At 32.5% G+C, this 24,236-nt stretch carries 22 protein-coding genes and 1 riboswitch; of the genes, 20 read left to right on the top strand and 2 right to left on the bottom strand.

Going from position 1 to position 24,236, the window contains the following annotated elements:
• The first annotated feature begins 55 nt into the window (after positions 1-55).
• The 5 genes from HALSA_RS11655 to otsB all read left to right on the top strand — a co-directional run bounded on the left by HALSA_RS11655 (position 56) and on the right by otsB (position 4,821).
• On the top strand, positions 56-973 hold the full coding sequence (locus HALSA_RS11655; RefSeq protein ID WP_013406749.1) for a carbohydrate ABC transporter permease: 918 nt from the start codon (positions 56-58) through the stop codon (positions 971-973).
• Between the two features lie 23 nt (positions 974-996).
• Positions 997-1,845 (top strand): carbohydrate ABC transporter permease, encoded by an 849-nt coding sequence (locus HALSA_RS11650; protein ID WP_013406748.1) that lies wholly within the window; start codon positions 997-999, stop codon positions 1,843-1,845.
• Positions 1,846-1,937: 92 nt separating this feature from the next.
• Positions 1,938-2,528 carry an MBL fold metallo-hydrolase gene (locus tag HALSA_RS11645; RefSeq protein ID WP_013406747.1) on the top strand — a complete coding sequence of 197 codons (591 nt, stop codon included), beginning with the start codon at positions 1,938-1,940 and terminating at the stop codon, positions 2,526-2,528.
• A 90-nt stretch (positions 2,529-2,618) separates the two neighbouring features.
• Positions 2,619-4,034 carry an alpha,alpha-trehalose-phosphate synthase (UDP-forming) gene (locus HALSA_RS11640; RefSeq protein WP_013406746.1) on the top strand — a complete coding sequence of 472 codons (1,416 nt, stop codon included), beginning with the start codon at positions 2,619-2,621 and terminating at the stop codon, positions 4,032-4,034.
• Positions 4,027-4,821 (top strand): trehalose-phosphatase, encoded by a 795-nt coding sequence (gene otsB, locus HALSA_RS11635; protein ID WP_013406745.1) that lies wholly within the window; start codon positions 4,027-4,029, stop codon positions 4,819-4,821. The genes HALSA_RS11640 and otsB overlap by 8 nt, the downstream gene beginning before the upstream one ends.
• A gap of 11 nt (positions 4,822-4,832) precedes the next feature.
• On the opposite strand, the gene HALSA_RS11630 is transcribed toward otsB, so the two are convergent.
• On the bottom strand, positions 4,833-5,657 hold the full coding sequence (locus HALSA_RS11630; protein WP_013406744.1) for a histidinol-phosphatase HisJ family protein: 825 nt from the start codon (positions 5,655-5,657) through the stop codon (positions 4,833-4,835).
• A 268-nt stretch (positions 5,658-5,925) separates the two neighbouring features.
• Between HALSA_RS11630 and hisZ the strand changes: the two genes are divergently transcribed.
• From hisZ to HALSA_RS11555, 15 genes are all read left to right on the top strand, one after another.
• Complete coding sequence (gene hisZ / locus HALSA_RS11625; protein WP_013406743.1) at positions 5,926-7,188, top strand: ATP phosphoribosyltransferase regulatory subunit; 1,263 nt, start codon at positions 5,926-5,928, stop codon at positions 7,186-7,188.
• Positions 7,188-7,829 carry an ATP phosphoribosyltransferase gene (hisG, locus tag HALSA_RS11620; protein WP_013406742.1) on the top strand — a complete coding sequence of 214 codons (642 nt, stop codon included), beginning with the start codon at positions 7,188-7,190 and terminating at the stop codon, positions 7,827-7,829. The genes hisZ and hisG overlap by 1 nt, the downstream gene beginning before the upstream one ends.
• A complete protein-coding gene (hisD, locus tag HALSA_RS11615) occupies positions 7,822-9,135 on the top strand; it encodes a histidinol dehydrogenase (protein ID WP_013406741.1) in 1,314 nt (437 codons plus the stop codon). The genes hisG and hisD overlap by 8 nt, the downstream gene beginning before the upstream one ends.
• Complete coding sequence (hisC, locus tag HALSA_RS11610) at positions 9,125-10,228, top strand: histidinol-phosphate transaminase (RefSeq protein WP_238524759.1); 1,104 nt, start codon at positions 9,125-9,127, stop codon at positions 10,226-10,228. The genes hisD and hisC overlap by 11 nt, the downstream gene beginning before the upstream one ends.
• Positions 10,229-10,240: 12 nt before the next feature.
• On the top strand, positions 10,241-10,828 hold the full coding sequence (gene hisB, locus HALSA_RS11605) for an imidazoleglycerol-phosphate dehydratase HisB (protein WP_013406739.1): 588 nt from the start codon (positions 10,241-10,243) through the stop codon (positions 10,826-10,828).
• Positions 10,829-11,434 (top strand): imidazole glycerol phosphate synthase subunit HisH, encoded by a 606-nt coding sequence (gene hisH / locus HALSA_RS11600; protein ID WP_013406738.1) that lies wholly within the window; start codon positions 10,829-10,831, stop codon positions 11,432-11,434.
• Positions 11,435-12,157 carry a 1-(5-phosphoribosyl)-5-[(5-phosphoribosylamino)methylideneamino]imidazole-4-carboxamide isomerase gene (gene hisA / locus HALSA_RS11595; protein ID WP_013406737.1) on the top strand — a complete coding sequence of 241 codons (723 nt, stop codon included), beginning with the start codon at positions 11,435-11,437 and terminating at the stop codon, positions 12,155-12,157.
• The gene (gene hisF / locus HALSA_RS11590) at positions 12,157-12,924 is read left to right on the top strand and encodes an imidazole glycerol phosphate synthase subunit HisF (RefSeq protein ID WP_013406736.1); all 768 of its coding nucleotides are present in this window, start codon (positions 12,157-12,159) and stop codon (positions 12,922-12,924) included. Before hisA ends, hisF begins: the two co-directional genes overlap by 1 nt.
• Before the next feature lie 46 nt (positions 12,925-12,970).
• Entirely contained in the window at positions 12,971-13,618 is a 648-nt protein-coding gene (gene hisIE / locus HALSA_RS11585; protein WP_013406735.1) for a bifunctional phosphoribosyl-AMP cyclohydrolase/phosphoribosyl-ATP diphosphatase HisIE, read from the top strand.
• A 213-nt stretch (positions 13,619-13,831) separates the two neighbouring features.
• Positions 13,832-14,692: a phosphate/phosphite/phosphonate ABC transporter substrate-binding protein gene (locus tag HALSA_RS11580; RefSeq protein WP_013406734.1), complete on the top strand. Its 861-nt coding sequence runs from the start codon at positions 13,832-13,834 to the stop codon at positions 14,690-14,692.
• Between the two features lie 47 nt (positions 14,693-14,739).
• Positions 14,740-16,125, top strand: coding sequence for a sensor histidine kinase (locus HALSA_RS11575; protein WP_013406733.1), 1,386 nt, complete (start codon positions 14,740-14,742; stop codon positions 16,123-16,125).
• Positions 16,103-17,428 (top strand): sigma-54-dependent transcriptional regulator, encoded by a 1,326-nt coding sequence (locus HALSA_RS11570; protein WP_013406732.1) that lies wholly within the window; start codon positions 16,103-16,105, stop codon positions 17,426-17,428. The genes HALSA_RS11575 and HALSA_RS11570 overlap by 23 nt, the downstream gene beginning before the upstream one ends.
• Positions 17,429-17,953: 525 nt before the next feature.
• A complete protein-coding gene (gene ltrA, locus HALSA_RS11565) occupies positions 17,954-19,369 on the top strand; it encodes a group II intron reverse transcriptase/maturase (protein ID WP_013405636.1) in 1,416 nt (471 codons plus the stop codon).
• Between the two features lie 336 nt (positions 19,370-19,705).
• Positions 19,706-21,250, top strand: coding sequence for an alkaline phosphatase (locus tag HALSA_RS11560; protein ID WP_013406731.1), 1,545 nt, complete (start codon positions 19,706-19,708; stop codon positions 21,248-21,250).
• A gap of 99 nt (positions 21,251-21,349) precedes the next feature.
• Positions 21,350-22,504 (top strand): YibE/F family protein, encoded by a 1,155-nt coding sequence (locus HALSA_RS11555; protein ID WP_013406730.1) that lies wholly within the window; start codon positions 21,350-21,352, stop codon positions 22,502-22,504.
• A gap of 46 nt (positions 22,505-22,550) precedes the next feature.
• On the opposite strand, the gene HALSA_RS11550 is transcribed toward HALSA_RS11555, so the two are convergent.
• A complete protein-coding gene (locus HALSA_RS11550; protein WP_013406729.1) occupies positions 22,551-23,696 on the bottom strand; it encodes a PQQ-dependent sugar dehydrogenase in 1,146 nt (381 codons plus the stop codon).
• Between the two features lie 427 nt (positions 23,697-24,123).
• Positions 24,124-24,225: riboswitch (purine riboswitch) on the top strand.
• Positions 24,226-24,236 lie beyond the last annotated feature (11 nt).

The raw sequence follows: 24,236 nt of genomic DNA, 5'->3' as shown, positions 1-24,236 counted from the left end.
TCTAGACTCTAGAGGGGTAGTAATAAAAATTAGAATATGAGGTGATTAACAATAAATGCTGCAAAATATCATTAAAAACTTTAAAGATGAATCAGGATTACTGTCATATAAGAGCAAATTGCTTCCGTATTTGTTTTTAATTCCTTCTGGTATTTTTTTAATTGTCTTTACTTATTATCCAATATTTAGAAGTTTCTATTTTAGTTTATTTGATAATAATTTGTGGATGCCAGAACCACAGTATGTAGGACTTAATAATTTTAGGATTCTTTTTAATGACCCCTTATTTATGAGGGTTATTAGAAATAATTTAATTTATTTAATCGGAACTATTCCGGTTATAATTGGTCTTTCACTTTTTATTGCTATTTTAATTAACGAAAAAAGTAGATTTAGAGAGTTTTATGAAGCATCTATTTTTACTCCAACTTTAGTTCCGATGGCAGCAGCAGCAATGTTATGGGTTTTTATTTATAATCCAGATATAGGAATCTTAAACAGAATATTGAGATCTTTAGGTATATCCGGTAGGGCATGGATTAACAGCAGTAGAACAGCATTACCTTCTTTGATGATAGTTATGATTTGGAAAAATCTAGGCTATTTTGTTATTCTTTTTTTGGCAGGATTACAGAACATTAATTTTTCTTTATATGAATCTGCCAAAATTAATGGAGCGAGCTGGTTTCAAAAACATTTTTACATAACATTACCTTTAATAACTCCAACTTTGGTTTTTGTTATTATAGTTAATATTATAGAATCTTTTAGGGTTTTTGATATTGTTCATATAATGACTCAGGGTGGACCAGCTAATGCTACCAATGTGTTTGTATATTATATTTATCAGCAGACATTTAGATACTGGGATTTAGGTATTGGTAACGCATTAACTAGCATTTTAGTAATTGTTTTATTTATAACAATAATTTTAGTAATGAGATCACTAAAAAAACGAATCCAGTATGGATAAAATAATATATTTAAGGGGAGGTAATGAAGATTAAATCAGCTAAATTAAAAGATAAGATGGGTCATCTTCTTGGCCATATTATTTTGATGTTCATAGCTTTAATAGCTATTATACCACTAATCTGGGCTCTTTCGACATCTATCCAACCCAGTCATGCAGTTTTTGGCCAGGGTCTTGGTTTAATACCTACAGAATTTAGATTTGAAAATTACTTAGATATTTTGAATGCAGCCCCTTTTGGGACATATTTAATCAATACTATTATTGTAGTAACTTTTACAGTAATTATGCAGCTGCTTGTTATAATTCCAGCTGCCTATGCTTTTGCTAAATTAGAATTTTTTGGTAGAGATGTACTATTTTTTATCTTTATTGCACAGATGCTTTTACCTTTACAGGCTATAGTTGTACCAAATTATGATGTGATGAGAGTTCTTGGTTTGATTAATACTAGAACTGCCATGGTACTACCCTTTATTGCAAGTGGTTATGGGACTTTTTTAATCAGGCAGCAATTTAAACAAATACCTGAATCTTTAATAGAATCAGCCAGGATTGATGGGGCAGGTCATTTTACAATTTTAAAACATGTAATGATTCCGCTTTCAAAACCAATTATAACTGCTTTTTCTTTAATTAGTATCGTAATTCACTGGAATGATTATTTCTGGCCATTAATTATTACTGAAACTCCAAGTGTTAGAACTTTAGCAATTGGCTTAGGGATGTTTGTCCAGCAGGAAAGTGGAGCGGATTGGACATTGTTGATGGCAGGTACAATGTTTATAGTGATGCCATTATTAATATTCTTTATATTTAATCAGAGAATATTTATTGAAAGTTTAATGATAAAATCAGGAATGAAGGAATAATTTTTGCTTATTTTAATAAATTAGTCATTTATGCTAAAATAATAATGTGTGAAAATAATTCAATTTTTTAGATACTAATTTAGAAATAGGAGATGATTATTATCAAATTAAGATGGCTCGGTAATTCTGCTCTAGAAATTAAGGGAGAAAAAAACATAATTATTGATCCTAATTTTTTGATTGAGGCAGAAGTAAAGGCAGATATTATACTAATTACTCATGAACATGATGATCATATTGATTTAAATGATTTAGAAACAGTGATGAAAGAAGATACGAAGATTTATGCACCCCATTCAGTATTTTCTAAATATGATATTAAAGGTGAAGTTGTAGAAGCTGATGAAATTGTAGAGGATGAAATTAAAGTTTTAGCTGTAGATTGTTATAATGCAGAATCATCAGTCGCCTATTTTTATAAAGGTATTTATCATACAGCTGATGCTTCAAAATATCCTGATCCAGGAGAAGAAATAGAGGTTTTATTTACAGCTTGTTATAATAGTGATTTTGCAGATTATATTGAAAATGTAATTAAACTAGACCCAAAGTTAGCTGTTCCCTATCATTATGACCCTGAAGAACGACAGGAAGTTCTGCAGGCAAAAGGCTTGTCCTCTAAGTTTGAACAGATAGGATGCAGCAGTAAAATAATAGAAATTGGTGAAGAATTGGATATCTAAATGTATCAGGATTTTGCTTTATTTGATTTCTTGACACTTCCAACTATAATTGTTAAGATTAAAATGGAAAAATTAGGGAGGTAGAAATTTATGGAAGCAGAATTTTCTGATAGAAGACTTGTTCTTGTTTCCAATGGAGAACCATATAAACATCATTATGTAGATGATGAAGTCAAAATGGAAAAATTGGCAGGAGGCTTAACTACTGGCCTTGATCCAATGATGCAGGATGTAAATGGTCTTTGGATTGCCTGGGGCAGAGGAGAAGCAGATTTTGAAGTAGTTGACCAGGATAAGAAAATAAGGGTTCCGGATAAAAATGGCTATACTTTAAAAAGAATAAATCTATCACAAAAAGAAAAAGATGGATTTTATTATGGCTTTTCAAATGAGGTAATGTGGCCTATTTGTCACACATTTATTTCAAAAGCTAATTATGATGAAGATTACTGGCATAGTTATCAAAAAGTTAATCAAAAATATGCTGATAATATTAAAGAAGAGTTAAAAGAAGAAGATTTAATCTGGATTCATGATTATCATTTAGCTTTAGTTCCAGGTTATCTTAAAGCAGAAAATGGTCCAGCAGTTTCGATGTTCTGGCATATACCCTGGCCCGCCTGGGAAGCATTTAGAACAATTCCCTGGAGGAAAGAGATTCTGGTAGGCTTATTAGCCTCAGATTTTATAGCTTTCCATACTGATTTGTTTGTTTATAACTTTTTAAACTGTGCTAAAAAAATTGGGGCAGAAGTTGATTTTGAGAATAAGATTGTAAGTTATCAGGGTTCTGAAACAAAAGTTAAAAGTATTCCTCTAGGAATTGATTATCAGAGCTTTTCAGAATTAGCTAATGATGAAGATTATTTAAAAAAGACAGAAGCAGTTAGAAATAGTTATGATACTGAAAAACTAATTTTTGCAGTTGATAGATTAGATTATACTAAAGGAATAGAAGAGAGATTAAATGCTATTGATAAATTTTTTGCTAAATACCCTGAATATATAGGTGAAGCAACAATAGTTCAGAGGGTTGCACCAAGCAGGACAGAGGTTAAAGAATATCAGCAGATGAAAGAAAGAATAGATAGAAAAATTGCCGAAATTAATGGTAAATATCAAAAAGATGATTGGGCACCAATTAAATATTTCTATGGTTCTGTACCTCAGGAAGAACTTTTGCCATACTATAAAGCAGCAGATGTAGGTTTAATTACTGCTTCAATTGATGGAATGAATTTAGTTGCAAAAGAATATCTTGCTGTACAGGATAATGGTGTTTTAATCCTATCAGAATTTGCAGGAGCAGCACAATATTTAGATAGTGCAATTAAAGTTAATCCCTATCATCGCGAGGAATTAGCAGATGCTATTTATCAGGCATTAGAAATGGACGAAGCAGAAAGGAAAAAGAGATTGAAATCTGCTAAGGAAGATTTAAAATATTACGATATCAACTGGTGGAGAGATAATTTCCTTGAAAATTGGTTGGATTGTTATGAATAAAAAGTATGCTTTACAAAAAAAATATTTTCAAGAGCTCAATGAAAAGATTCTTAGAGCTGAAAATATTTTGTTTTTTTGTGATTATGATGGAACTCTAGCACCTTTTAATCCTGTTCCAGCGAAGGCAAAAGCACTACCTGAATCAATTAAAAGTCTCAGGCTTATTGCTGAAAAGGAAAATTATTATCTTAGCTTAGTTTCCGGGCGGAAATTAAGTGACTTAAAAAATATGATACAGTTTGAAAATGCAAATTATGCTGGCAGTCACGGTCTAGAAATTGAATTATTAAAAGATAATCAAATAATCCACCCTTTTCAGGCTCAGAATATAGATCAAAAAAGCAAAGAAATTTATCAAGAAATAAAAGAGAAATATCAAGCTGAATCTCAAGTTGAGCTTGAAGATAAAGGTTTTGGTATAGCTCTTCATTTCAATGATGAAATAATGCAAAAAGAAATAAGTGATGAGATTAATAAAAAACTTCAATCAACAAATTATCAGCTTCTTGTTGGAAGAAAAATTGTAGAACTTAGACCTCAAGGTTGGAATAAGGGAAAAGCAGTTAATTTTATAGCTAAAAAAATGGTTGAGCAATTTTCACTAAACAATTATTTAAAAATTTATATTGGTGATGATAGAACAGATGAAGATGCGTTTAAAGTAATAGAAGCGGGGATAAGTATTTATGTTCAAAATGAAGATGATTTAAATACAGAGGCAGAATATTACCTTAAAGATCCCCATGACACAGCAAAATTATTGGAATTATTAGCAGGAGAAGCTTAAATCTCCTGCTTTTATTTTTTTGGAGCAAAATCTTCAATTTTATGAAATTGAGGCTTCATATTAGTGAAAGTGCTTAATTTATCAAAGCCGATTTCTTTCAATTTCTGACTGGTAGAAGAAAGTCTTTGAGCGATTCTATCTGTACTGTGACTGTCAGAACCAATGGTTAGAATTTCTCCTCCTAGTTCTTTATATAATTTTAAGATTCTAAAACTTGGCATAGGGTTCTCCCCATCAATCCTATAACCAGAGGTATTTACTTCTATGCCCTTATCCTTTTTAATGATTTGCTTCAAAATTTCTGCAATTATTTCAGAAGCTTCTTTGTTTTCCATTAAATCAGGTTTATGATCATAATTACCATAATCTCTAATAATATCAAGATGACCTATTACATTATAATTTTCATAATCTTTAACTACTGCATAGACAGTTTTTAAGTACTGAAGATAGGCTTCCCACTGGCTGTATTCTTCAAAAAAATCTCCATTATAAAGGTCTTTTTTTTCTGCAGTATGGAATGAAGCAATTACAAAATCAAAATCATCAGCTAAATATCGGTTACATTGATCAAAAATATGAAGCTGAACACCTAATTCTATTCCTTTTTTGATTTCTATCTTATCTTTATATTTATTTTGCATTTTTTCTAGTGCAGTCAAATATTCATTTTTGTCAATTATAAATTCTATACTATCATCTTTATAATCTATATCATGATGGTCGGTAATTGCTATTTCATCTAAACCTATTTTAATTGCTGTCTCAATTATTTCTTCCATGTTCATTTGAGAATCAGCAGAAAAATGAGAATGCATATGATAATCAAAAAACATTTTATTCGCCTCCATTATCAAGAATGTCTATTACTTATTAATTATCATAGCATATATTTGAAATAAAGTGAATTTTATTTTAAAATTGAGATAAATAATTGTTATATTTATTGAGACAGTGCAATTTAAGCAAATAGTATTAAAATTAAGACATATTAGGAATTTATTAAAAGACTTGACAGAGTGGACTAATATAAATATAATATATACAACGCTTTATTGCTTTAGCATATTAAAGGACTAAATTATAATACAGGAGGATAAGTAGATGAATGCATTTGTAGAAGGAGTAAGAGATATTTTGCCAGCTGAATTACGAAGGAGAAAAACTATCTATGAGGCAATAAGAAACGTTTTTGAAGCTAATGCCTATAGGGAAGTTATAACACCTACTTTAGAATCAATTGAACTTTATACTGGAATAGAAGGATTGGTGGAAAAAAATGAAATGTTTAAGGTAGTAGATGATAAAGGTCAAATCCTGGTTTTAAGACCGGATTTAACTATGCCAATTGCTCGCTTAGCAGCAAGCAGGTTCCAAGACAGTCCTCGGCCACTGAAATTTTCTTATCTTAGCTCAGCTTATCAATCACGCAACAGTCAGAGTCTAAGCCTGAAGGAAAAAACTCAGGCTGGAGTGGAATTAATTGGTTGTGATGCTCTAGAGTCTGATTTAGAAATAATCATTCTGTTAATTAAAACAATGCAGGCTGTTATGGTTGAGGATCCTTTAATTGATATTGGGCATGCAGATTTAATCAACGAAATTTTTACTGATTTAAAAATAGCAGATGAGCATACAGTTGCCTTAAGAAAATTATTGGCAGCTAAAAATAAAATAGGTATCAAAAATTATCTTAAAAAAGTAGAAATCAGTCAAGAAGCTCAGAATGTTTTATTAACTTTGCCTACCCTTTTTGGGGAACCTAAAAATGTGGTTGCTAAACTGGAAGCAATGCCGCTTTCTGATGAAACTATAAATGTCTTAGAAACTTTAGAAGAATTGTTTAATAGATTAGAAGAATTTGATTTATTAAAGTTTATTACCTTTGATCCGATGTTGATTTCAAGACACGGTTATTATACCGGAATAATTTTTAAAGGCTATGCTAAAGGTTATAGTAATTTACTGGCTAGTGGAGGGCGTTATGATAATTTAACTGAAAAGTTTGGTATAGAAGAAGCAGCAGTAGGTTTTGCGGTAGAAATAGAAAATCTGCTTGATTATTTGAGTAGAACAGAAAATTTTATTGAAAACGAAGAAAAAAGTTTTGTTGTTTCTTATCAAGAGAAGGCTGATTTAAAAGATGCATATGATCTTGCTGAGGCCTTAAGGGAGATTAATTATACTGCAGAGTTAATAAATAATGTTGAAAAGAGCTACCTTGATTTTCAACAAATAGAATATCATATAGATATTAGAGAAGAGCAGTTAAATATTTACCGGAATAATGGGGAACAAGCAGAAATCAAAAGAGATCAAAAGAAATTATCGGATCTTGTTTTAAAGAAGATAGAGGAGTGGGAATAATGGAGAACCTTTGTATTGCGATGGCAAAAGGAAGGTTGGCTAAAGAAGCTGTTAAACTTTTTAGAAAAGCTGGCTATAATCTTCCTGAAGATATGCTTAAATCACGGAAGTTAATTTTTGAATTTGCAGAAGAAAATTTTGAGATCATACTTGTCAAACCTGCTGATGTACCGATTTATGTAGAATATGGTACTGCAGATCTTGGCATAGTTGGCAAAGATACTTTATTAGAAGAGAATAGGGATCTTTATGAGGTTTTAGATTTAAAATATGGAGCCTGTCGGTTTGCTTTAGCTGGATTGCCAAATAGAACCGAAACACTACTAGAAAGAAAAGTTGCTACTAAATATCCTGATTTTACCCGGCGCTATTTTAGAAGCAAAGGAGAACCGGTTGAAGTTATTAAACTAAATGGGTCAATTGAACTTGCTCCTTTAACTGGGCTTGCAGATACAATACTTGATATTGTGGAAACAGGTAGAACTTTAAAAGAAAATGGTCTGGTTGTCTATGAAAACATTAGAGAACTGTCAGCCAGGTTGGTTGTTAATAAAGTAAGTATGAAAACAAGACAGGAGCAAATTTCACAAATTATTGAGGCTCTTGATAGAATATTAACTGAGGAGGAAAACAATGATTAAAAAAATAAAAGATGGAAGAAAAAATGTTGCTGAAGTAAAAGAACTTTTAGACAGTCGTTCTGGTGACAATTTAGATGAGTACCGCAAGGTAGCTGCCGATATATTGAAAAATGTTAAAATTAATGGTGATCAGGCGGTTTTAGACTATACAGAACGTTTTGATGGAATGAAATTTAAGGCTTCTGAACTAGAAGTTAAAGTAGAAGAGATAGAAAAAGCTTTAAAATCAGTTGATAAAGATTTTTTAAAAGCTTTAGAAAATGCTGCGGCCAACATTGAAGATTTTCACTCTGAACAAAAAACATCTTCCTGGCAGAAACAAAAAGAACCAGGTATTATTATTGGGCAGGTCTGCAGAGCCCTTAAAAAAGCGGCTGTATATGTTCCCGGGGGAAGAGCAGCTTATCCATCTTCTGTATTAATGACGGTTATACCTGCTAAAGTTGCCGGGGTAGAAGAGATAATTATGTTAACTCCACCTGATAAAAATGGAGAAGTTAGTGATGTCATTTTAGCTGCAGCAAGTATTGCCGGTGCAGATCGAATATTTAAAGTAGGTGGAGCTCAGGCAGTTGCAGCAGCAGCCTATGGTACTGAAACTATTCCAGCAGTTGATATTATTGTAGGTCCTGGCAATATATATGTTTCAATGGCAAAAGAACTTGTTTTTGGTCAGGTTAAAATTGACATGATTGCAGGACCTAGTGAGATAATGATTATGGCAGAAAAGGATTCTAATCCAGCCTACATAGCTGCAGATTTAATGAGTCAGGCAGAACATGATCCACTTGCCTCTTCGATCTTAGTTACTGATGCACCTGAATTAATTCCTCAGGTTGAAGAAGAATTGAAGAAACAAATAAAAAATATGAGCAAAAAAGATATTATTGAAGAATCATTAAAAAATTATGGATTAATGATTACTGTTAATAATAAAGAAGAAGCTTTAGAAATGATTAATTTAGTTGCTCCAGAACACCTCGAGTTAGCTGTTAAAAATCCTTTTGAGATCCTGCCTTCAGTGCAAAATGCAGGTTCAATCTTTTTAGGAGAATATACACCTGAACCGATCGGAGATTATTATGCAGGGCCAAATCATGTGCTGCCTACTAATTCAACAGCAAGATTTTTCTCTCCTCTTTCGGTACGAGATTTTGTTAAGTATTCAGGTTTTATTCATTACAGCAAAGAGGCTTTAGCAGAAGCCAGTGAGGATGTAATCTGTCTAGCTGAAGGTGAAGGGCTTGATTCTCATGCAAATTCAATTAGAATCAGAACTGAAAAAGGTGAAAAAAGTGAGCAATAATCAAAAAGATAAAGAAAAAATTATTAAAGAGATGTTGAGAGATGAAGTTCGTTCTATTTCTCCTTATTATGGTGAAGAAGATGATTTTGAGGTAAAAATTAATCTGGCTGGGAATGAGTCTCCTTTTGATCTTCCAGCTAAAATAAAAGATAAATTTATAAATGAATTCCAAAAAACTGATATTAACCGTTATCCTGAGATATATTCAGAAAAGATTCATCAGGAGTTAGCAGATTATTTGAGCAGCGAATTAAATAAAGAAGTAAGTACAAAAGAAGTAATTATTGGTAATGGTTCAGATGAATTATTAGATATTTTAATTAGAACTTTTGTTGAAAAAGGTGATATAGTATTATCACAGGCACCAACATTTTCTATGTATAGATATTTTTCTGAATTAGGTGGTGGAATTTATGAGGAGATTCCTTTAGATAAAGATTTTACGATTGAAAATATTAAAGCAAAAATTGATAGATTACAGCCAAAATTGATTTTTTTCTGCTCACCAAATAATCCAACTGGTGAAATCCTGGCCAAAGATCTAATTCTTTCTATAACAGAATATTTTTCAGGACCAGTAATTGTTGATGAGGCATATGCAGATTTCAGCAAAGAAGATTTGATGGCCCAGGTAGAAAACCATGCAAATTTAGCAGTAACTAGAACTTTTTCTAAAGCTTTTGGTTTAGCCGGGATTAGGCTTGGCTATTTATATGGCAATTCTGTTTTGGTTGAAGAACTTAAAAAAGTTTTGAAACCTTATAATTTAAATACCCTAACAGATATTTTGGGTTGTATAGTACTAAATAATAATGATATTATTAAAGAAAGAATAGAATTTATAAAAAAAGAGCGAGAAAGGGTTTTTGAGCACTTAAAATCTTATTCGGATTGGGATCTTTTTCCTTCTGAAGCCAATTTTATTTATCTTGAAGGTAAAAAAACACATCTATTTAAAAAAGCTTTAAATCAAGCCGGGATTAAAATAAGATCATATAATACAAAACCGGCTGCAATTAGGATTACAATTGGTAGTGAAGAAGAAAACGATGCTGTTCTCAGAGTTTTGGAGGAGTTTAAGCAGAATAATTGAGGAGTGGTTAATTTGAAGAAAGATAGAGTAGCAGTAGAACGGCGAAAAACAGCAGAAACAGAAATTGTTGTAAGTGTCAATTTAGATGGAGAAGGGAAAGGAAATATCAAAACCGGAATAGGCTTTTTTGACCATATGTTAAATCAAATATCTCGGCACGGTAATTTTGATTTAGAGATTTCTGTAAAGGGAGATCTGGAGATAGATGAACATCATACAATTGAGGATACCGGGATTGCTTTGGGTAAGGCCTTTGCTCAGGCTATTGGTGATAAAAAAGGGATTCGTCGCTTTAGTAGTGTTTTAGTTCCACTTGATGAGTCACTTGTTAGAACGGTTATTGATATTAGCGGGAGACCTTTTATTTACCATGATCTACCCTTTAGTAGAGAACTAGTTGGAGATTTTCCTGCAGAAATGGTTGTGGAATTTTTAAGAGCTTTTGCCTTTAATATGGGGATTACACTCCATGTAGAATTGATGCACGGGACAAACTGTCATCATCAAATTGAGGCGGTATTTAAATCACTGGGAAGAGCTTTAAAAACTGCAGTTATGATAGATTCTGATAAAATCCCTTCCACAAAGGGTGTTTTATAGATGATAGCCATTATAGATTATGGAGCAGGTAATTTAAACAGTATTCAAAAAGCTTTAGAATTTATTGGTCAGGAGACTGTTATTTTAGAGAGCGCTCAGAATCAGGAGATTGAAAAATATTCCGGGCTGGTTTTACCTGGAGTTGGAGCTTTTCCTGGGGCAGCAGAAAAGCTTAAAAAAAATGGATTTATTGAATTTATAGATAAATTTGTAGAATCAGGGAAACCTTTTTTGGGTATTTGTCTGGGAATGCAGCTTTTATTTGAATGGGGTTATGAAGAATTGAAAACTCAAGGATTGGGACTTTTAAAAGGTGATATAGTTAAGATGGAGACCGATTATAAAATTCCACACATGGGCTGGAATGAGCTGGAGATTATTAAAGATGATCCTTTATTTAAAGGACTTCCAGATAGGGCTCATTTTTATTTTGTTCATTCCTATCAGCTAAAAGATGTGAGTGATGATGTATTAGCTGTTGTTGATTATGGGACAAAAATACCTGCAGTTGTCAGAAAGAAAAATGTGATTGGCCTGCAGTTTCATCCAGAAAAAAGTGGAGATAATGGGATCAAACTTTTAGAAAATTTTGGGGAGCTGTTATAAATGATAATATTACCCGCAATAGATTTAAAAGACGGGGAAGTAGTAAGATTGAAACAGGGGGATTTTGACAAAAAAACGGTTTACAGCAAGAATCCTCTAAAGATAGCTGAAAAATTTGCAAAAGAAGGTGCAGAATGGCTGCATTTGGTAGACCTTGATGGAGCCTGTGCAGGTGAAAGCAAAAATTTTAATGTTATTAAAAAGATATCAGAAAGAACTGAGCTTAAAATCCAGACAGGTGGCGGCATCAGAAAAAAAGAAGATGTAAAAAGACTTTTGGATCTAGGTGTTTCAAGGGCAATTATAGGAACCTTGGCTGTAAAAAATCCTGAATTATTATCAGAAATGTTAAAGGATTTTGGAGCAGATAGAATTTTAGTAAGTATAGATGTTAGAGATGGTAGAGTTACTACTTCTGGCTGGAAAGAAGAGAGTAGTCTTGCTATGCTTGATTTTGCTTTGGAAATGGAAGAACTAGGAGTTAAATATATACTTTATACTGATATCGGCAGAGATGGAATGCTCTCTGGCCCTGATTTTGAGGGCTTAAAAAAGTTAAAAGCAGAAACGAATTTGCAGATAATTGCTTCAGGTGGAATCAGTTCTGAAGAGGATTTATATAGGCTTGCAGATTTAGAATTTTATGGAGCAATTACCGGTCAGGCAATTTATCAGGGTAAAATAGATTTAGAGAAAGTTTTTTCAGAAATGGAGGATAAATAATGCATAAAAAAAGAATCATTCCCTGTCTAGATATTAAAGATGGGCGGGTAGTTAAAGGAGTAAACTTTGTTGATTTAATTGATGCCGGTGATCCGGTTGAATCTGCCAGGAAATATAATGATTTAGGAGCAGATGAACTTGTATTTTTAGATATTACAGCAACTAAAGAAAAGAGAAAGACTCTTGCAGAGCTGGTAGAAAAAGTAGCTGCTCAAGTTTTTATACCCCTTACTGTAGGTGGAGGTATTAGAACAGTTGAAGATATGCAGCTTATTTTACGTTCTGGTGCTGATAAAGTTTCAGTTAACTCTGCAGCTGTTAAAAATCCTGAGCTTGTTAAAAAAGGAGCTCAAGCTTTTGGTTCTCAGTGTATTGTTGGAGCGGTAGATGCGGATAAAAAAGAATCAGGTGATGGCTGGGAAATATTTATAAATGGTGGCAGCAAAGAAACCGGAATTGATTTAATAGAATGGGTCAAAGAATTAGAAGAACTTGGAGCTGGCGAAATTCTCTTAACCAGCATTAATGCAGATGGGACTAAAGATGGTTTTGATATAGAAATGTTAAAGGCTGTAACAGAGGCCGTAAATATTCCAGTTATTGCTTCTGGTGGTGCTGGCAATATTCAGCATTTTATAGATGTATTTCAACAAACAGGAGCAGATGCAGCTTTAGCAGCATCCATTTTTCACTTTGGGGAAATAGCTATTAAAGATGTAAAAAAAGAACTAGAAAATCTTGGTATCCCGGTTAGGATAGAAGGATGATTGCTTTAAGACCAATAGTTAAGTATAGAAAGGTTGTAGTTAAAGAATGTTAGAAATAATTAAAGATCCAGCAGAAATAGATTTTAAATATAATCAAAGCGATCTTATTCCTGCTGTTGTACAGGACTATAATACAAAAGATATTTTAATGGTAGCTTATGTAAATGAGGAGTCTTTGAAATTAAGTTTGGAAAAAGGAGAGACGGTTTTCTATTCTCGTTCTCGACAGGAAATCTGGCATAAGGGTGCTACCTCGGGTAATACCCAAAAGATAAAAGAAATATATTATGACTGTGACCAGGATACTATTTTATTTATGGTTGACCCTGCTGGACCTTCCTGTCATACTGGAGAGACCTCCTGTTTCTTTCGTAAAATGGCTGTTGAAAAAAACAAAAGTGAAGCTCTTAAACAAAGTAATATTGTAGATTTTTTATATCAATTAATTTTAAGCCGAAAAGCAGCAATGCCGGAAGATTCTTATACTACATATTTATTTAAAGAGGGTATAGATAAGATTCTTAAAAAAGTAGGAGAAGAATCGGCAGAAGTTATTATTGCCTCTAAAAATGAAACAGCAGAAGAATTAATTTTAGAATCTGCTGATCTACTTTATCATATGCTGGTTTTGCTTGCTGAAAAAAATATTGACCCTGAGCAAATTAGAAAGGAATTAATTGAAAGACATAAATAGAATTTTTATCTAATAATAAAATAACTTTTTTAGCCTATCATTTTGTATTATTTCTTTATGATAGGCTTATTTATATTTTAAATCCATTATTTTTAATTCAAGCATTAACTAACTAAAAATTCAGTTTTTATCTTAAAATATTAGTCTAATTTAAAGGGATTTTGAATTTTGGATGGAATAATGTAATTAACAGCAAAAAAAGGAGAGAAAACAATGCAGAATAAAAATCTAATAATAAATATTTTAATACTAATTTTTCTATTTTCCTTATTATTTCATCAAAATGTTTTTGCTGAAGACAGTCTTAGGTTTGGAGTTCCTGCTAAAAGGGTAGCTTTATCAAAATTAGAAAGCTGGCAGCCGGTCATTGATGAGGTTTCAAAAAGAAGTGGACTTGAGATTGAATTGGTTATTACAAAAGATCATTATGAGTTAATTGAAAAAATGAAAAATGAAGAAATTGACTTAGCCTATTATTCACCTGTTTTTTATGTTAAAGCCCATCAAGAATTAGATTGTATACCACTTGTCTTAAGGGTTATGTATGGTACTCCTTACTATAGAGCAGGTTTTATTACCCAAAAAGATTCTGATATTAATAAATTAGAAGATTTAAGGGATAAAAATTTTGCTTTAACTTCAAAAAGAGACTCTACTTCAGGTTATTATATACCGATAGATATGTTGAGAGATATAGATATAGACCATCAGGAAGACCTCAATATAATATACACTGGTAAACATGAAAATGTTTTAAGAAGTGTAAGTTATGGGCTGGTAGATGCGGGAGTAATTAAATTATTTATACTTGAAGATCCAATAAATCAAAAATATTTATCTGACATTAAGATTTTTGCACATTCTCTTTATTTGCCAGCATCTTCTATAGCTGCTAGAAAAGGTCTTAGTTTAAATGAGATGGATAAAATAACCACTGCTTTTTTAAGTTTAAATACAGATTCAGCTGGAAGACAGGCAATGTCAGGTTTGGATTTTGATGGTTTTGTTTTAAGTGATGACAAGCTTTATGATATTGTAAGAGATTATATGAGTTCTTTTGATTTGATTGATTAAGCAGAATTAAAAGTAAAAATTTGTGAACCTAATTGAGGATGGTTACTGTGTCATTAAAAAAGCGTCTAATAATTTATATAATGTTAATTTTTTTATTAATTATGACCGTGATTGGATATATATTAGTTGTTCAGCAGCGCGATATATTTCAAGAAGAGATAGAAAGAAGAGGAAAACTTTTGGCAAGAACTTTAGCTGATATTAGTAAAGAAGCAATATTGATTCATGAATTCAGTACTCTTGTGCAAAATGTAAGATCTTTTGAAGATGAAAAGGATTTAATAGGAGCTAAAATAATAAATAATGAGGGAAGAATACTCGCTTCTTTAAATAGAGAAGAAGAAGGTAGCTTTACAGACTTTGATTATAGTGAGGATCAACTTTTATGGGAAAATAATAATTTAATAACTGTTGATACTATTAATGTTAATGGTGTTGATATGGGTAAATCGATTGTTGTTTTATCTCAGCAGTCAATGTTAGATAGAATAAATTATTCTATTAAGCTAATAATGCTAATTTTAACTGTGGCTTTAGTATTGTTAATTATTATTATTAATATTACTGCAGAATATTTTTTTGAACCTCTGACTATACTTGCTGAAAGAGTACGTAAAATTCCGGAGGATGATTTTGATATAAAAACTTTAGAAAAGGCTGAACCTCCTGAAGAATTAAATGAGTTATATAATTCTATCGGTTGGATGTATGAAGAGATGTTAGTGATTAGAAAACGATTGGTTGAAAAAGCACAGATGGCTACAATAGGAAAGATGTCTGCCTATCTGGCCCATGAAATAAGGAATCCTCTTGAAGCAATTTCAGGATCGGTTGAGGTAATGAAGTTAAAGGGTGATTTAAACTCTGATGGTGGTTTTTACAATATACTTAAAGAAGAAATTACTTCCTTAAATAGTTTTCTTGATGAATTTTTAAGTTTTGCCCGTATTAAATCTTATGATTTTGAAAAAATCAATCTTAATAATTTAATTAATGATATCTTTGTTTTATTAAAACCAATGCTGCAGAACAAAAAAATTAAATTGATTAAAAAGTTTAATAATCAAGAAGCATATATTAATGGAGATACAAACAAAATAAAAAGTGTATTTACAAATATACTATTAAATTCTATTGAAGCAGTTGGGAAAAAGGGTTATATCAAAATTGTTTTAAGCAATGACGAAAAATTTATAACTGTGTTAATTAAAGATAATGGAAGTGGTATTAAAGAAAAAAATCTTGAAAAGATATTTGATCCCTTTTTTACAACTAAAAAAAGCGGTAGCGGAATAGGCTTAAGTATTTCTAAAGAAATTATTGAAAGACATGATGGAATAATAGATGTTGAATCAAATAATAATACAGTTTTTAAAATAAAACTACCAATTTTTAAGGATGATAATAATAATGGCAAAAATACTAATAGTTGATGATAAAGAAAATATTACTAAAGTTTTAAAAGTAATACTTGAAGAAGAAAATTATCAAGTCGAATATGCCAATGATGTTTATCAAGCTATAGAGAAAGCAATACTTTATAAACCTGATTTAATTATTTCTGATATAAAGATGCCTGAAATGGATGGGCTTGAATTTTATAGAGAAATAATTAATAATGGAATTAAATCTGAATTTATTTTTATGACAGCATTTGGTAGTATTCCGATGGCGGTTAAAGCTATAAAAATGGGGGCTTCCGAATTTTTAACAAAACCTTTAGATTATAATGAATTGAAAATTAAAATAGCTAACTTAATTGGGAAATCAGACACAAAAAATCTGACAATTAAGCGAGAAAAATATCGAGAAATAATCGGTCAAAGTGATAAAATTAATAAATTAATTGAAATGATTGATATGGCCGCTGATTATAGTTCTACAGTTTTAATTCAAGGAGAAAGTGGAACTGGAAAAGAACTTGTTGCAAAAGCACTTCATAATAATGGATCTAGAGCAGATAAAAATTTTGTAGCGGTAAATTGTGCTGCTTTAAGTCCTAATATAATTGAATCAGAGCTTTTTGGACATAAAGAAGGCGCCTTTACAGGAGCGGTAAGAGATAAAAAAGGAAAATTTGAAATAGCAGATGGTGGTAGTATACTTTTAGATGAAGTTACAGAGATAGATTTAAATACCCAATCAAAACTACTAAGGGTTTTACAGGAAAAAGAATTTGAACGGGTAGGAGAGAACAAAAGTATTCAGGTTGATCTAAGAGTTATTGCAACCACAAATAGGGATATTAAAAAAATGGTTGATGAGAATAAATTTAGAAGTGATTTATATTATAGGCTAAATGTTATCCCGATTCATGTGCCCCCTTTAAGGGAAAGAAAAGAAGATATAAAAATATTAACTAAACATTTTATTGATAAAATTTCTCGGCGTGAAGGAATTAATAAAATGAGTATTTCCAATAAAGCATTAAAATTACTTCAACAATACAATTGGCCTGGTAATATCAGGGAATTAGAAAATCTTTGCGAAAGACTTGTAATTACTGTTAAAGGTGAAAAAATAACTGTAATGGATATCCCTCAAGAAATAAAAAATAGTATTAATCAACAGTTTAAAGAAGTTTTAACCGAGAAGGAAAAGGTGCTTATTGCACTAAGAAAAAGTAGTGGAAATAAAACAAAAGCAGCTGAAATACTGGGTATTTCAAGAAAAACTATATATAATTGGATAAAAAAATATGAAAATGATCCGGAATTTAAAAAATTACTTGAGTAAATTTCACACTTGAGTTGTGAATATTATCTGAAAATACACAAAAATCGAATATTTATATTTTATTAATAAAGCAGTAGACTTTTTTAAGAGTCTTCTGCTTTTTATGTTTGCCTGGCATGGATATTTGCTAGTCAGTGAAAGTCTGATGTGGGGGTCAATAGTGCCAACCACTAGCTGAAGACAAGGGTGTCCACCGTGAGGTGGAATCTGAAGGAAGTTGGAGGCAAAGCTTCGGTCTGAGGAATACGAACTGTATAAAAAAGGCACAATCTTGTGGGTAAGTTTGCATAACAAAACAAAGCCCAAAACTATTCGAGACGGGAAGTGTAAATACAGCAGATAGATGTAGTGAAAGCAAATATTCTTAACCAGGGAAGGTCTGACAGTAGATTGTGGTGATGAATTTCTAAGCAATAAACTCTGCAGTAATGCAAGAGTTGAACTGTCAGAATGCAGCAGAGGTCATAGTAGATTGGTGGATATATACACTAATTGAAGGATGAAACATTAGGAGGTTTCTTAAATTTGAACAACTCGACGGAAACACATAGAAAGCAGACAACTTCATATGAAGGCTGCTCTCAGGAGAAAAGGCTGGAAGCTGGAAGTAATGAGAGAGTGCAGAGTGTTTCTGCGGCGTTGCCGAAGGAAAGAAACGGTGAAAAGGCAGACTCCAGTAATCTGATGGAGAAAATTCTTGCAGCTCCAAACCTGAATAAGGCATATAAAAGAGTTGTAGGAAATAAAGGCAGCCATGGTATTGATGGGATGAGTGTAGATGAACTTCTACCCCACCTTAAAAGAAACGGCAGTCAACTTCTGAAAGATATACTGGAAGGTAATTACAAACCACAGGCAGTAAGAAGGGTAGAAATACCTAAGCCTGGTGGTGGAGTAAGACTACTTGGTATTCCAACAGTAATAGATAGAATGATTCAACAGGCAATAACACAACAGCTGACGCCAATATTTGATCCGGGATTTTCAGAGTACAGTTACGGATTCAGACCTGGAAGAAATGCACACCAGGCGGTAAATAAAGCCAGGGAATATATAAATGACGGTTATACATGGGTGGTCGATATAGACCTTGAAAAGTATTTCGATACTGTTCAACATGATAAACTGATGTCTTTAGTAGCCAGGAAAGTGCAGGATAAGAGGGTGCTGAAGTTAATAAGAGCTTACCTTAACTCAGGAGTAATGATTGATGGTGTAATCAGTAAAGATGATAAAGGTTGCCCCCAGGGCGGCCCGTTAAGTCCGCTGCTCAGCAACATAATGCTGGATGAACTGGATAAAGAACTGGAGAAACGCAATCATAAATTCTGTCGCTACGCTGATGATAGTCAGATCTATGTCAGAAGCAGAAAAGCGGCCAAGAGAGTTATGGAAAGCATAACTGTATTTGTTGAAAAGAAACTCAAACTTAAAGTCAATGCAAGGAAAAGTGCAGTCGGCAGACCCTGGAGAAGAAAATTCTTAGGGTTTTCATTCTATAGTAGGAAAGGTGAAGTAAGGGTTAGAATCCACCCGAAATCGATTAAGAAAATTAAAGGAAAGATAAAAGCACTCACATCAAGGAGTAAGCCATGGACAATGAAATATCGTTTTAAGAAATTAAAACAGATAATCACAGGCTGGGTCAGCTACTATAAAATAGCTGATATGAAAAGAAAGATGAGGGAACTTGACCAGTGGGCAAGACGAAGAATAAGAATGTGCTACTGGAAGAGGTGGAAGAAAATTAGAACCCGCTTTAAGATGCTCAGGAAACTGGGTATCAAAGAAGCTAAGGCATGGAAATATGCTAACACAAGGAAAGGCTACTGGAGAATATCCAATAGCCCAATACTTGCAAGAACCTTTACCAACCAGTTATTAAAGAAACTGGGATACTTCAGTTTTACGGAAAGATATGCACAAGCAACTAATACTTAATGAACCGCCCAGTACCGAACGGTACGCTGCGGTGGTGTGAGAGGACGGAAAATAAATTAATTATTTTCCTCCTACTCGATTTTTTGATAATTGATTCTCTGTTAATACAGGCATCTTAAAGCTTTTTTTAAAAAATATCAAATTTTAGAGTTAAATTTTAAATTATTGGGTTGATTGGAATGATAATTGCAATTTATATAGGCAGTTGAAGCAGAAAAACTCAGTTAAATTAAAACTACTGTATGTATTTTTGAGAAAGTGAGGGGATAAAAAGTAAACAATGTTGGCAAATATCATTATTTAGAACAATTAAAATACTATTAGGGGGATTTACAAATGTTTAAAGCTTTATTTGGGAAGAAAAAATTATTAAGTGTTTTTGTTTTAGTTTTATTTGTAACTTTTATGATGGGAAGCGTAGCAATTGCTAATAGCACAGTTGCTCAGGCTGAAAGTCCAAAGTATGTATTTTATTTCATTGGTGATGGAATGGCACATGCTCATACTACTTTAGCTGAATTTTATACTCAATTTGAAAATAAAGAAGAAGTTACTCATAGTTACGAAGATATGGGTGAAAGTTTTATTGATCATGAAGCAGAACAACCTGGTGATCGTTTAACAATGCATCAGTTAGATGTTCATGGTTCAACTAGAACTACTGGATCAGATACTATAGTTCCTGGTTCAGGGCAGACTGCAACAGCTCTGGCAACTGGGATTAAAACATCTAGAAATGCAATATCTGTTGATCCAGATGGTAATCCATTAGAAACCGTATTATTAGCTGCAAACAAAGAGGGTATGAATACAGGTTTAATTTCTACAGCAAGAATTACTCATGCTACTCCAGGTGCTTTTGGAGCTAACGTTCTTGATAGAAGTATGGAAAATGAAATCGCAGAACAGTATTTAGAAAATGACATTGACTTTTTAGCAGGTGGAGGATACAGACATTTCCTACCACAAACAGTTGATGGATCAAGCAGAGAAGATAGTAGAGATCTCTTTAGAGAATATGAAGAAGCTGGTTATTCTGTATTTAGATCTGCAGAAGATACTCAGAAGTTTAGAGATTATCAGCCAACTGCTGAAAGTAAAATATTATATACTCCTCACCAAACTCACATGTCATATGAGATTGATAGAGTTGACTCAGAAGAACCTAGTTTAGCTGAATTAACTGAAAGAGGAATCGAAGCTTTAACAACTGACGATAGTGGTTTTATAATGATGGTAGAGGGTGGCCGTATTGACCATGCTGCTCATAATAATGATGTTGCAGGTACAATCTATGATACTTTAGCTTTTGATGATTCAATAGCAGTAGCATTAGATTTCTATGAACAATATCCTGATGAAACATTAATTATCGTTGTTGGAGACCATGAAACTGGTGGTTTATCATTAAATAGTTGTGAAGGTATGGAATATGATTATTTCTTAGACTTAGAACCAGTGACAAAAGTTAGTGGCTCAGTAGAAGAAGGCTTTGCTTATACTGGTGATAGAGATCAACTTTATGCTGACATGGAAAATATTTTTGGTATAGATGATCTTGAAGATTTTGAAATAGAAATGCTTGAAAATGCTATGGACTTAGAAGATGCAGAAGGTGTAGAAGCTGATGTAGCAGATTTTGGAGCTTATTGGCCACAGGCACCCTGGATTAGTCCTACTCAAGCAACAATAGCTCATATAACTTCAAGAAGATCAAAAATTGGTTGGAGTACTTCATCACATACAGGTTCAACTATTCCAATGTCTGCCCATGGAGTAAATGCAGAATACTTTGATGCTGCTCTTGATAATACTGATGTAGGACAATTAACAGGTGCTATTTTAGGTCTAGAGTTAGATGTTGAAGTACCAGCACTATAAAATTAACTTCAAAAGTTAATTGATTAAAATTATCAGGTTACTTAACAGGTGGGGTTATATAACCTCACCTGTTATTTATATTTTTTCTGGAGGGGAAAAATGCAGAAAAAAACAATTAAAAGATTAGTTTTAGCAATTTTAATAATTACTTTTTTATTTTTATTAATTAATAATTTAAGTGTGATTGATGAAGATTCTAGAGAATTTAGAGCTCATGTTTTAGAAGTTGATGAGCGTGATGTTAGAGGAGTTGGAATATCCAGAACAGGAGTTCAAAGAGTAAGAGTAGAAATAAAAGAAGGAAAATTTAGTGGAGAAAAAGTTAATGCTGCCAATAATCTATCTGGTAATTTGGGCTGGGATTATCGTTTTGAAATAGGGGATGAAATTCTTGTTGCAATATCTGAAACAGAAGATGGTGAGATAGCTTCAGCTTTAGCCTTAGATATATACAGGCAGGGTTGGCTGTTAGTTTTACTCGGAGTTTTTATTACTTTATTGTTATTATATGCTGGATATATTGGTTTAAAAGCTCTATTTTCTTTTATTGCGAGTATAATTTTAATCTGGCAGGTATTGATACCTGGTTTGCTAAACGGGTTAAATCCACTTTTGTTTACAGCTTTTATTCTGGCAATTTTATCTGCCTTAATCTTATTTTCTATAGCTGGTTTTACGAAAAAAGGGTTATCAGCCTTTTTTGGTACTACCTGTAGTCTCTTTATTACTATTGGCTTAACAATGTTCTTTGGTTCAATGCTTGCCCTAGATGGCATGTCTTCTCCTTATGTAGGCGAATTAATGGCAGGAGGGTATATGCATCTAAATGTAAGAGATATATTTTTTGCTGCAGTTGTGATTGGTTCTTCTGGAGCAGCAATGGATATAGCCATGGATATGGCAACTACGATTAAAGAACTTAAAGCTCGAAGACCAGATATTGACATGAAAGGATTAACAAAGTCTGGGTTTAATGTTGGTAGTGATGTAATAGGTACAATGACAACAACCCTTCTCTTGGCTTATTCAGGTGGATATTTAACTTTGATGATGGCATTTATGACAAGAACAACAACATATAGAAGAATATTTAATCTAAGGATTATAGTATCGGAAATATTAAGAATATTGGTAGGAAGCATTGGTATAGTACTTGTTGCACCGATAACTACCATTTTTGCTGCCTGGCTTTTTACTGTAGAGATAGACTTTAATGGAATTAAAAGAAAATTTTTTAAAAATAAAAATCATTAGATTAAGAGCTATTAACAAGAAACTCTCAATCTAATGAAGCGAAATATTAATTTTCAATTTTTAATCGAATAATTCTATCATCTTCTGCAATTGGATTGCCTCTACCATCTCTATTACTTGTGAGAAGATATAGAAATCCATCTGGTCCTTTTACAGCAGTTCTTAACCTGCCAAAAGTAGAAGGGCCATCTTTTTCTTTAAACCATCTTTCTATAGTCTCCACTTCATAATTCTTCTTATTATTTAAAACAATTCTCACCAGGGCCTGACTGCGCAAAGTAGCAACATAGAGATCTCCATTATAAAAAGTCATACCAGATGGAGGAACAGCATCTTCCCACATGATCAGCGGGTTCGCAAATTCACAATCTTCAAAATAACCGATTTTTTCAGGCCAGCCAAAATTGTCACCTGCATTAACCTGCTTAATTCTATCTTTAGCTTGTAAGTTATCTTCTCCAGAAGGACCGTGATCTGAAATAAAGAGCTCTTTTGTTTCTGGATGCCAGCTAAGCCCCTGAGGATTACGGTGACCAAGGCTGTAAACTGGAGAGTTTTCGAAGGGGTTATCATCTGGAATATTTCCTTCAGCAGTAAGTCTCAATATTTTTCCACCTAGAATATTTAAATCTTGAGCAATTTCTCTATTCCAGCTGTCACCTGTTGTTATATATAGCATTTCATCTGGACCAAAAGCAATTCTCCCACCATTATGATTTCTGCCACCAGGTATTTCATCGATTAATATTTCTTCGTTTGTAGCAGTTTCGGCTTTTGTTTCAAATCTAGAAACCCTATTTAAAACATTATCATCAGCACCTCTATAGGTATACATAACATATAGATAGTTTTCATCAGGATAATCTGGATGTACTGCCATTCCCATTAAACCACCTTCTCCAATTGCAGTAAGATTTATTTCTAGATACGGTTCTGATTGTAATTCTCCTGATTTAATCAATCTTATTTTCCCATCTCTTTCAGAAACTAATGCTCTTTCTTCACTTAAAAACACTAATTCCCAGGGTATATTAAGATTTTCTACCCAGCTTTCAACAATTACACCGTCAGGTTCTCTCATAAACTGATCTTCAACTTCTTGAGGAAAACTACCAACTCTAATTTGAGCCTGAACTGTGATTGAAAATACTAAGGTTACGGCTAAGACCAGCCAAAAAACTTTAATTTTCATGTTTAATACCTCCAATTTTTTATGTGTTACGTCAAATCTAATAGTGAAAGCAGTAAAAGAGTTTTATTTATACTATTTATAATTTTATAATAATATTGTCATAAAATCTAAAAAGCAGTTAACATTTTCAGAAAATTATTAACATGGAACTTCAATGAGAGCGAAAACAAAAGCAGTCGGAATTAAGGTTACAGATGATCTTGATATGATTACAACAATGCTTTTTTCTATTATCATAGGAGTTGCTCCGGTTTAAGCTGCTCAAGCCGAAGGTGTTTATACTTTCCATAATCCCGATTTAGCGCAGCATCATTCGGAAGTGCTTAGCTTTTTCCATGATTTAAGAATGATTTCTGAAGAATTAAAAATTTAATTACTGCTTGACTTCTTAAAATTCATCTGTTAATATTGACATGTATGAACTAAAGTCAAAACTGAATTTGTACCTCATATAATAGTGAGAATATGGCTCACAAGTCTCTACCGAACTGCCTTAAACAGTTTGCCTATGAGGGAAGTGTACCTAGGTTTCCGCAGCTA

Source organism: Halanaerobium hydrogeniformans, from assembly GCF_000166415.1.
Taxonomy (GTDB): domain Bacteria; phylum Bacillota; class Halanaerobiia; order Halanaerobiales; family Halanaerobiaceae; genus Halanaerobium; species Halanaerobium hydrogeniformans.
This window is presented reverse-complemented; position numbering and strand designations above follow the sequence as displayed.

Coding starts and splice junctions, on each gene's coding strand:
- HALSA_RS11655 (WP_013406749.1), top strand. CDS start 56: ATGCTGCAAAATATCATTAAAAACTTTAAAGATGAATCAGGATTACTG.
- HALSA_RS11650 (WP_013406748.1), top strand. CDS start 997: ATGAAGATTAAATCAGCTAAATTAAAAGATAAGATGGGTCATCTTCTT.
- HALSA_RS11645 (WP_013406747.1), top strand. CDS start 1,938: ATGATTATTATCAAATTAAGATGGCTCGGTAATTCTGCTCTAGAAATT.
- HALSA_RS11640 (WP_013406746.1), top strand. CDS start 2,619: ATGGAAGCAGAATTTTCTGATAGAAGACTTGTTCTTGTTTCCAATGGA.
- otsB (WP_013406745.1), top strand. CDS start 4,027: ATGAATAAAAAGTATGCTTTACAAAAAAAATATTTTCAAGAGCTCAAT.
- HALSA_RS11630 (WP_013406744.1), bottom strand. CDS start 5,657: ATGTTTTTTGATTATCATATGCATTCTCATTTTTCTGCTGATTCTCAA.
- hisZ (WP_013406743.1), top strand. CDS start 5,926: ATGAATGCATTTGTAGAAGGAGTAAGAGATATTTTGCCAGCTGAATTA.
- hisG (WP_013406742.1), top strand. CDS start 7,188: ATGGAGAACCTTTGTATTGCGATGGCAAAAGGAAGGTTGGCTAAAGAA.
- hisD (WP_013406741.1), top strand. CDS start 7,822: ATGATTAAAAAAATAAAAGATGGAAGAAAAAATGTTGCTGAAGTAAAA.
- hisH (WP_013406738.1), top strand. CDS start 10,829: ATGATAGCCATTATAGATTATGGAGCAGGTAATTTAAACAGTATTCAA.
- hisA (WP_013406737.1), top strand. CDS start 11,435: ATGATAATATTACCCGCAATAGATTTAAAAGACGGGGAAGTAGTAAGA.
- hisF (WP_013406736.1), top strand. CDS start 12,157: ATGCATAAAAAAAGAATCATTCCCTGTCTAGATATTAAAGATGGGCGG.
- hisIE (WP_013406735.1), top strand. CDS start 12,971: ATGTTAGAAATAATTAAAGATCCAGCAGAAATAGATTTTAAATATAAT.
- HALSA_RS11580 (WP_013406734.1), top strand. CDS start 13,832: ATGCAGAATAAAAATCTAATAATAAATATTTTAATACTAATTTTTCTA.
- HALSA_RS11570 (WP_013406732.1), top strand. CDS start 16,103: ATGGCAAAAATACTAATAGTTGATGATAAAGAAAATATTACTAAAGTT.
- HALSA_RS11560 (WP_013406731.1), top strand. CDS start 19,706: ATGTTTAAAGCTTTATTTGGGAAGAAAAAATTATTAAGTGTTTTTGTT.
- HALSA_RS11555 (WP_013406730.1), top strand. CDS start 21,350: ATGCAGAAAAAAACAATTAAAAGATTAGTTTTAGCAATTTTAATAATT.
- HALSA_RS11550 (WP_013406729.1), bottom strand. CDS start 23,696: ATGAAAATTAAAGTTTTTTGGCTGGTCTTAGCCGTAACCTTAGTATTT.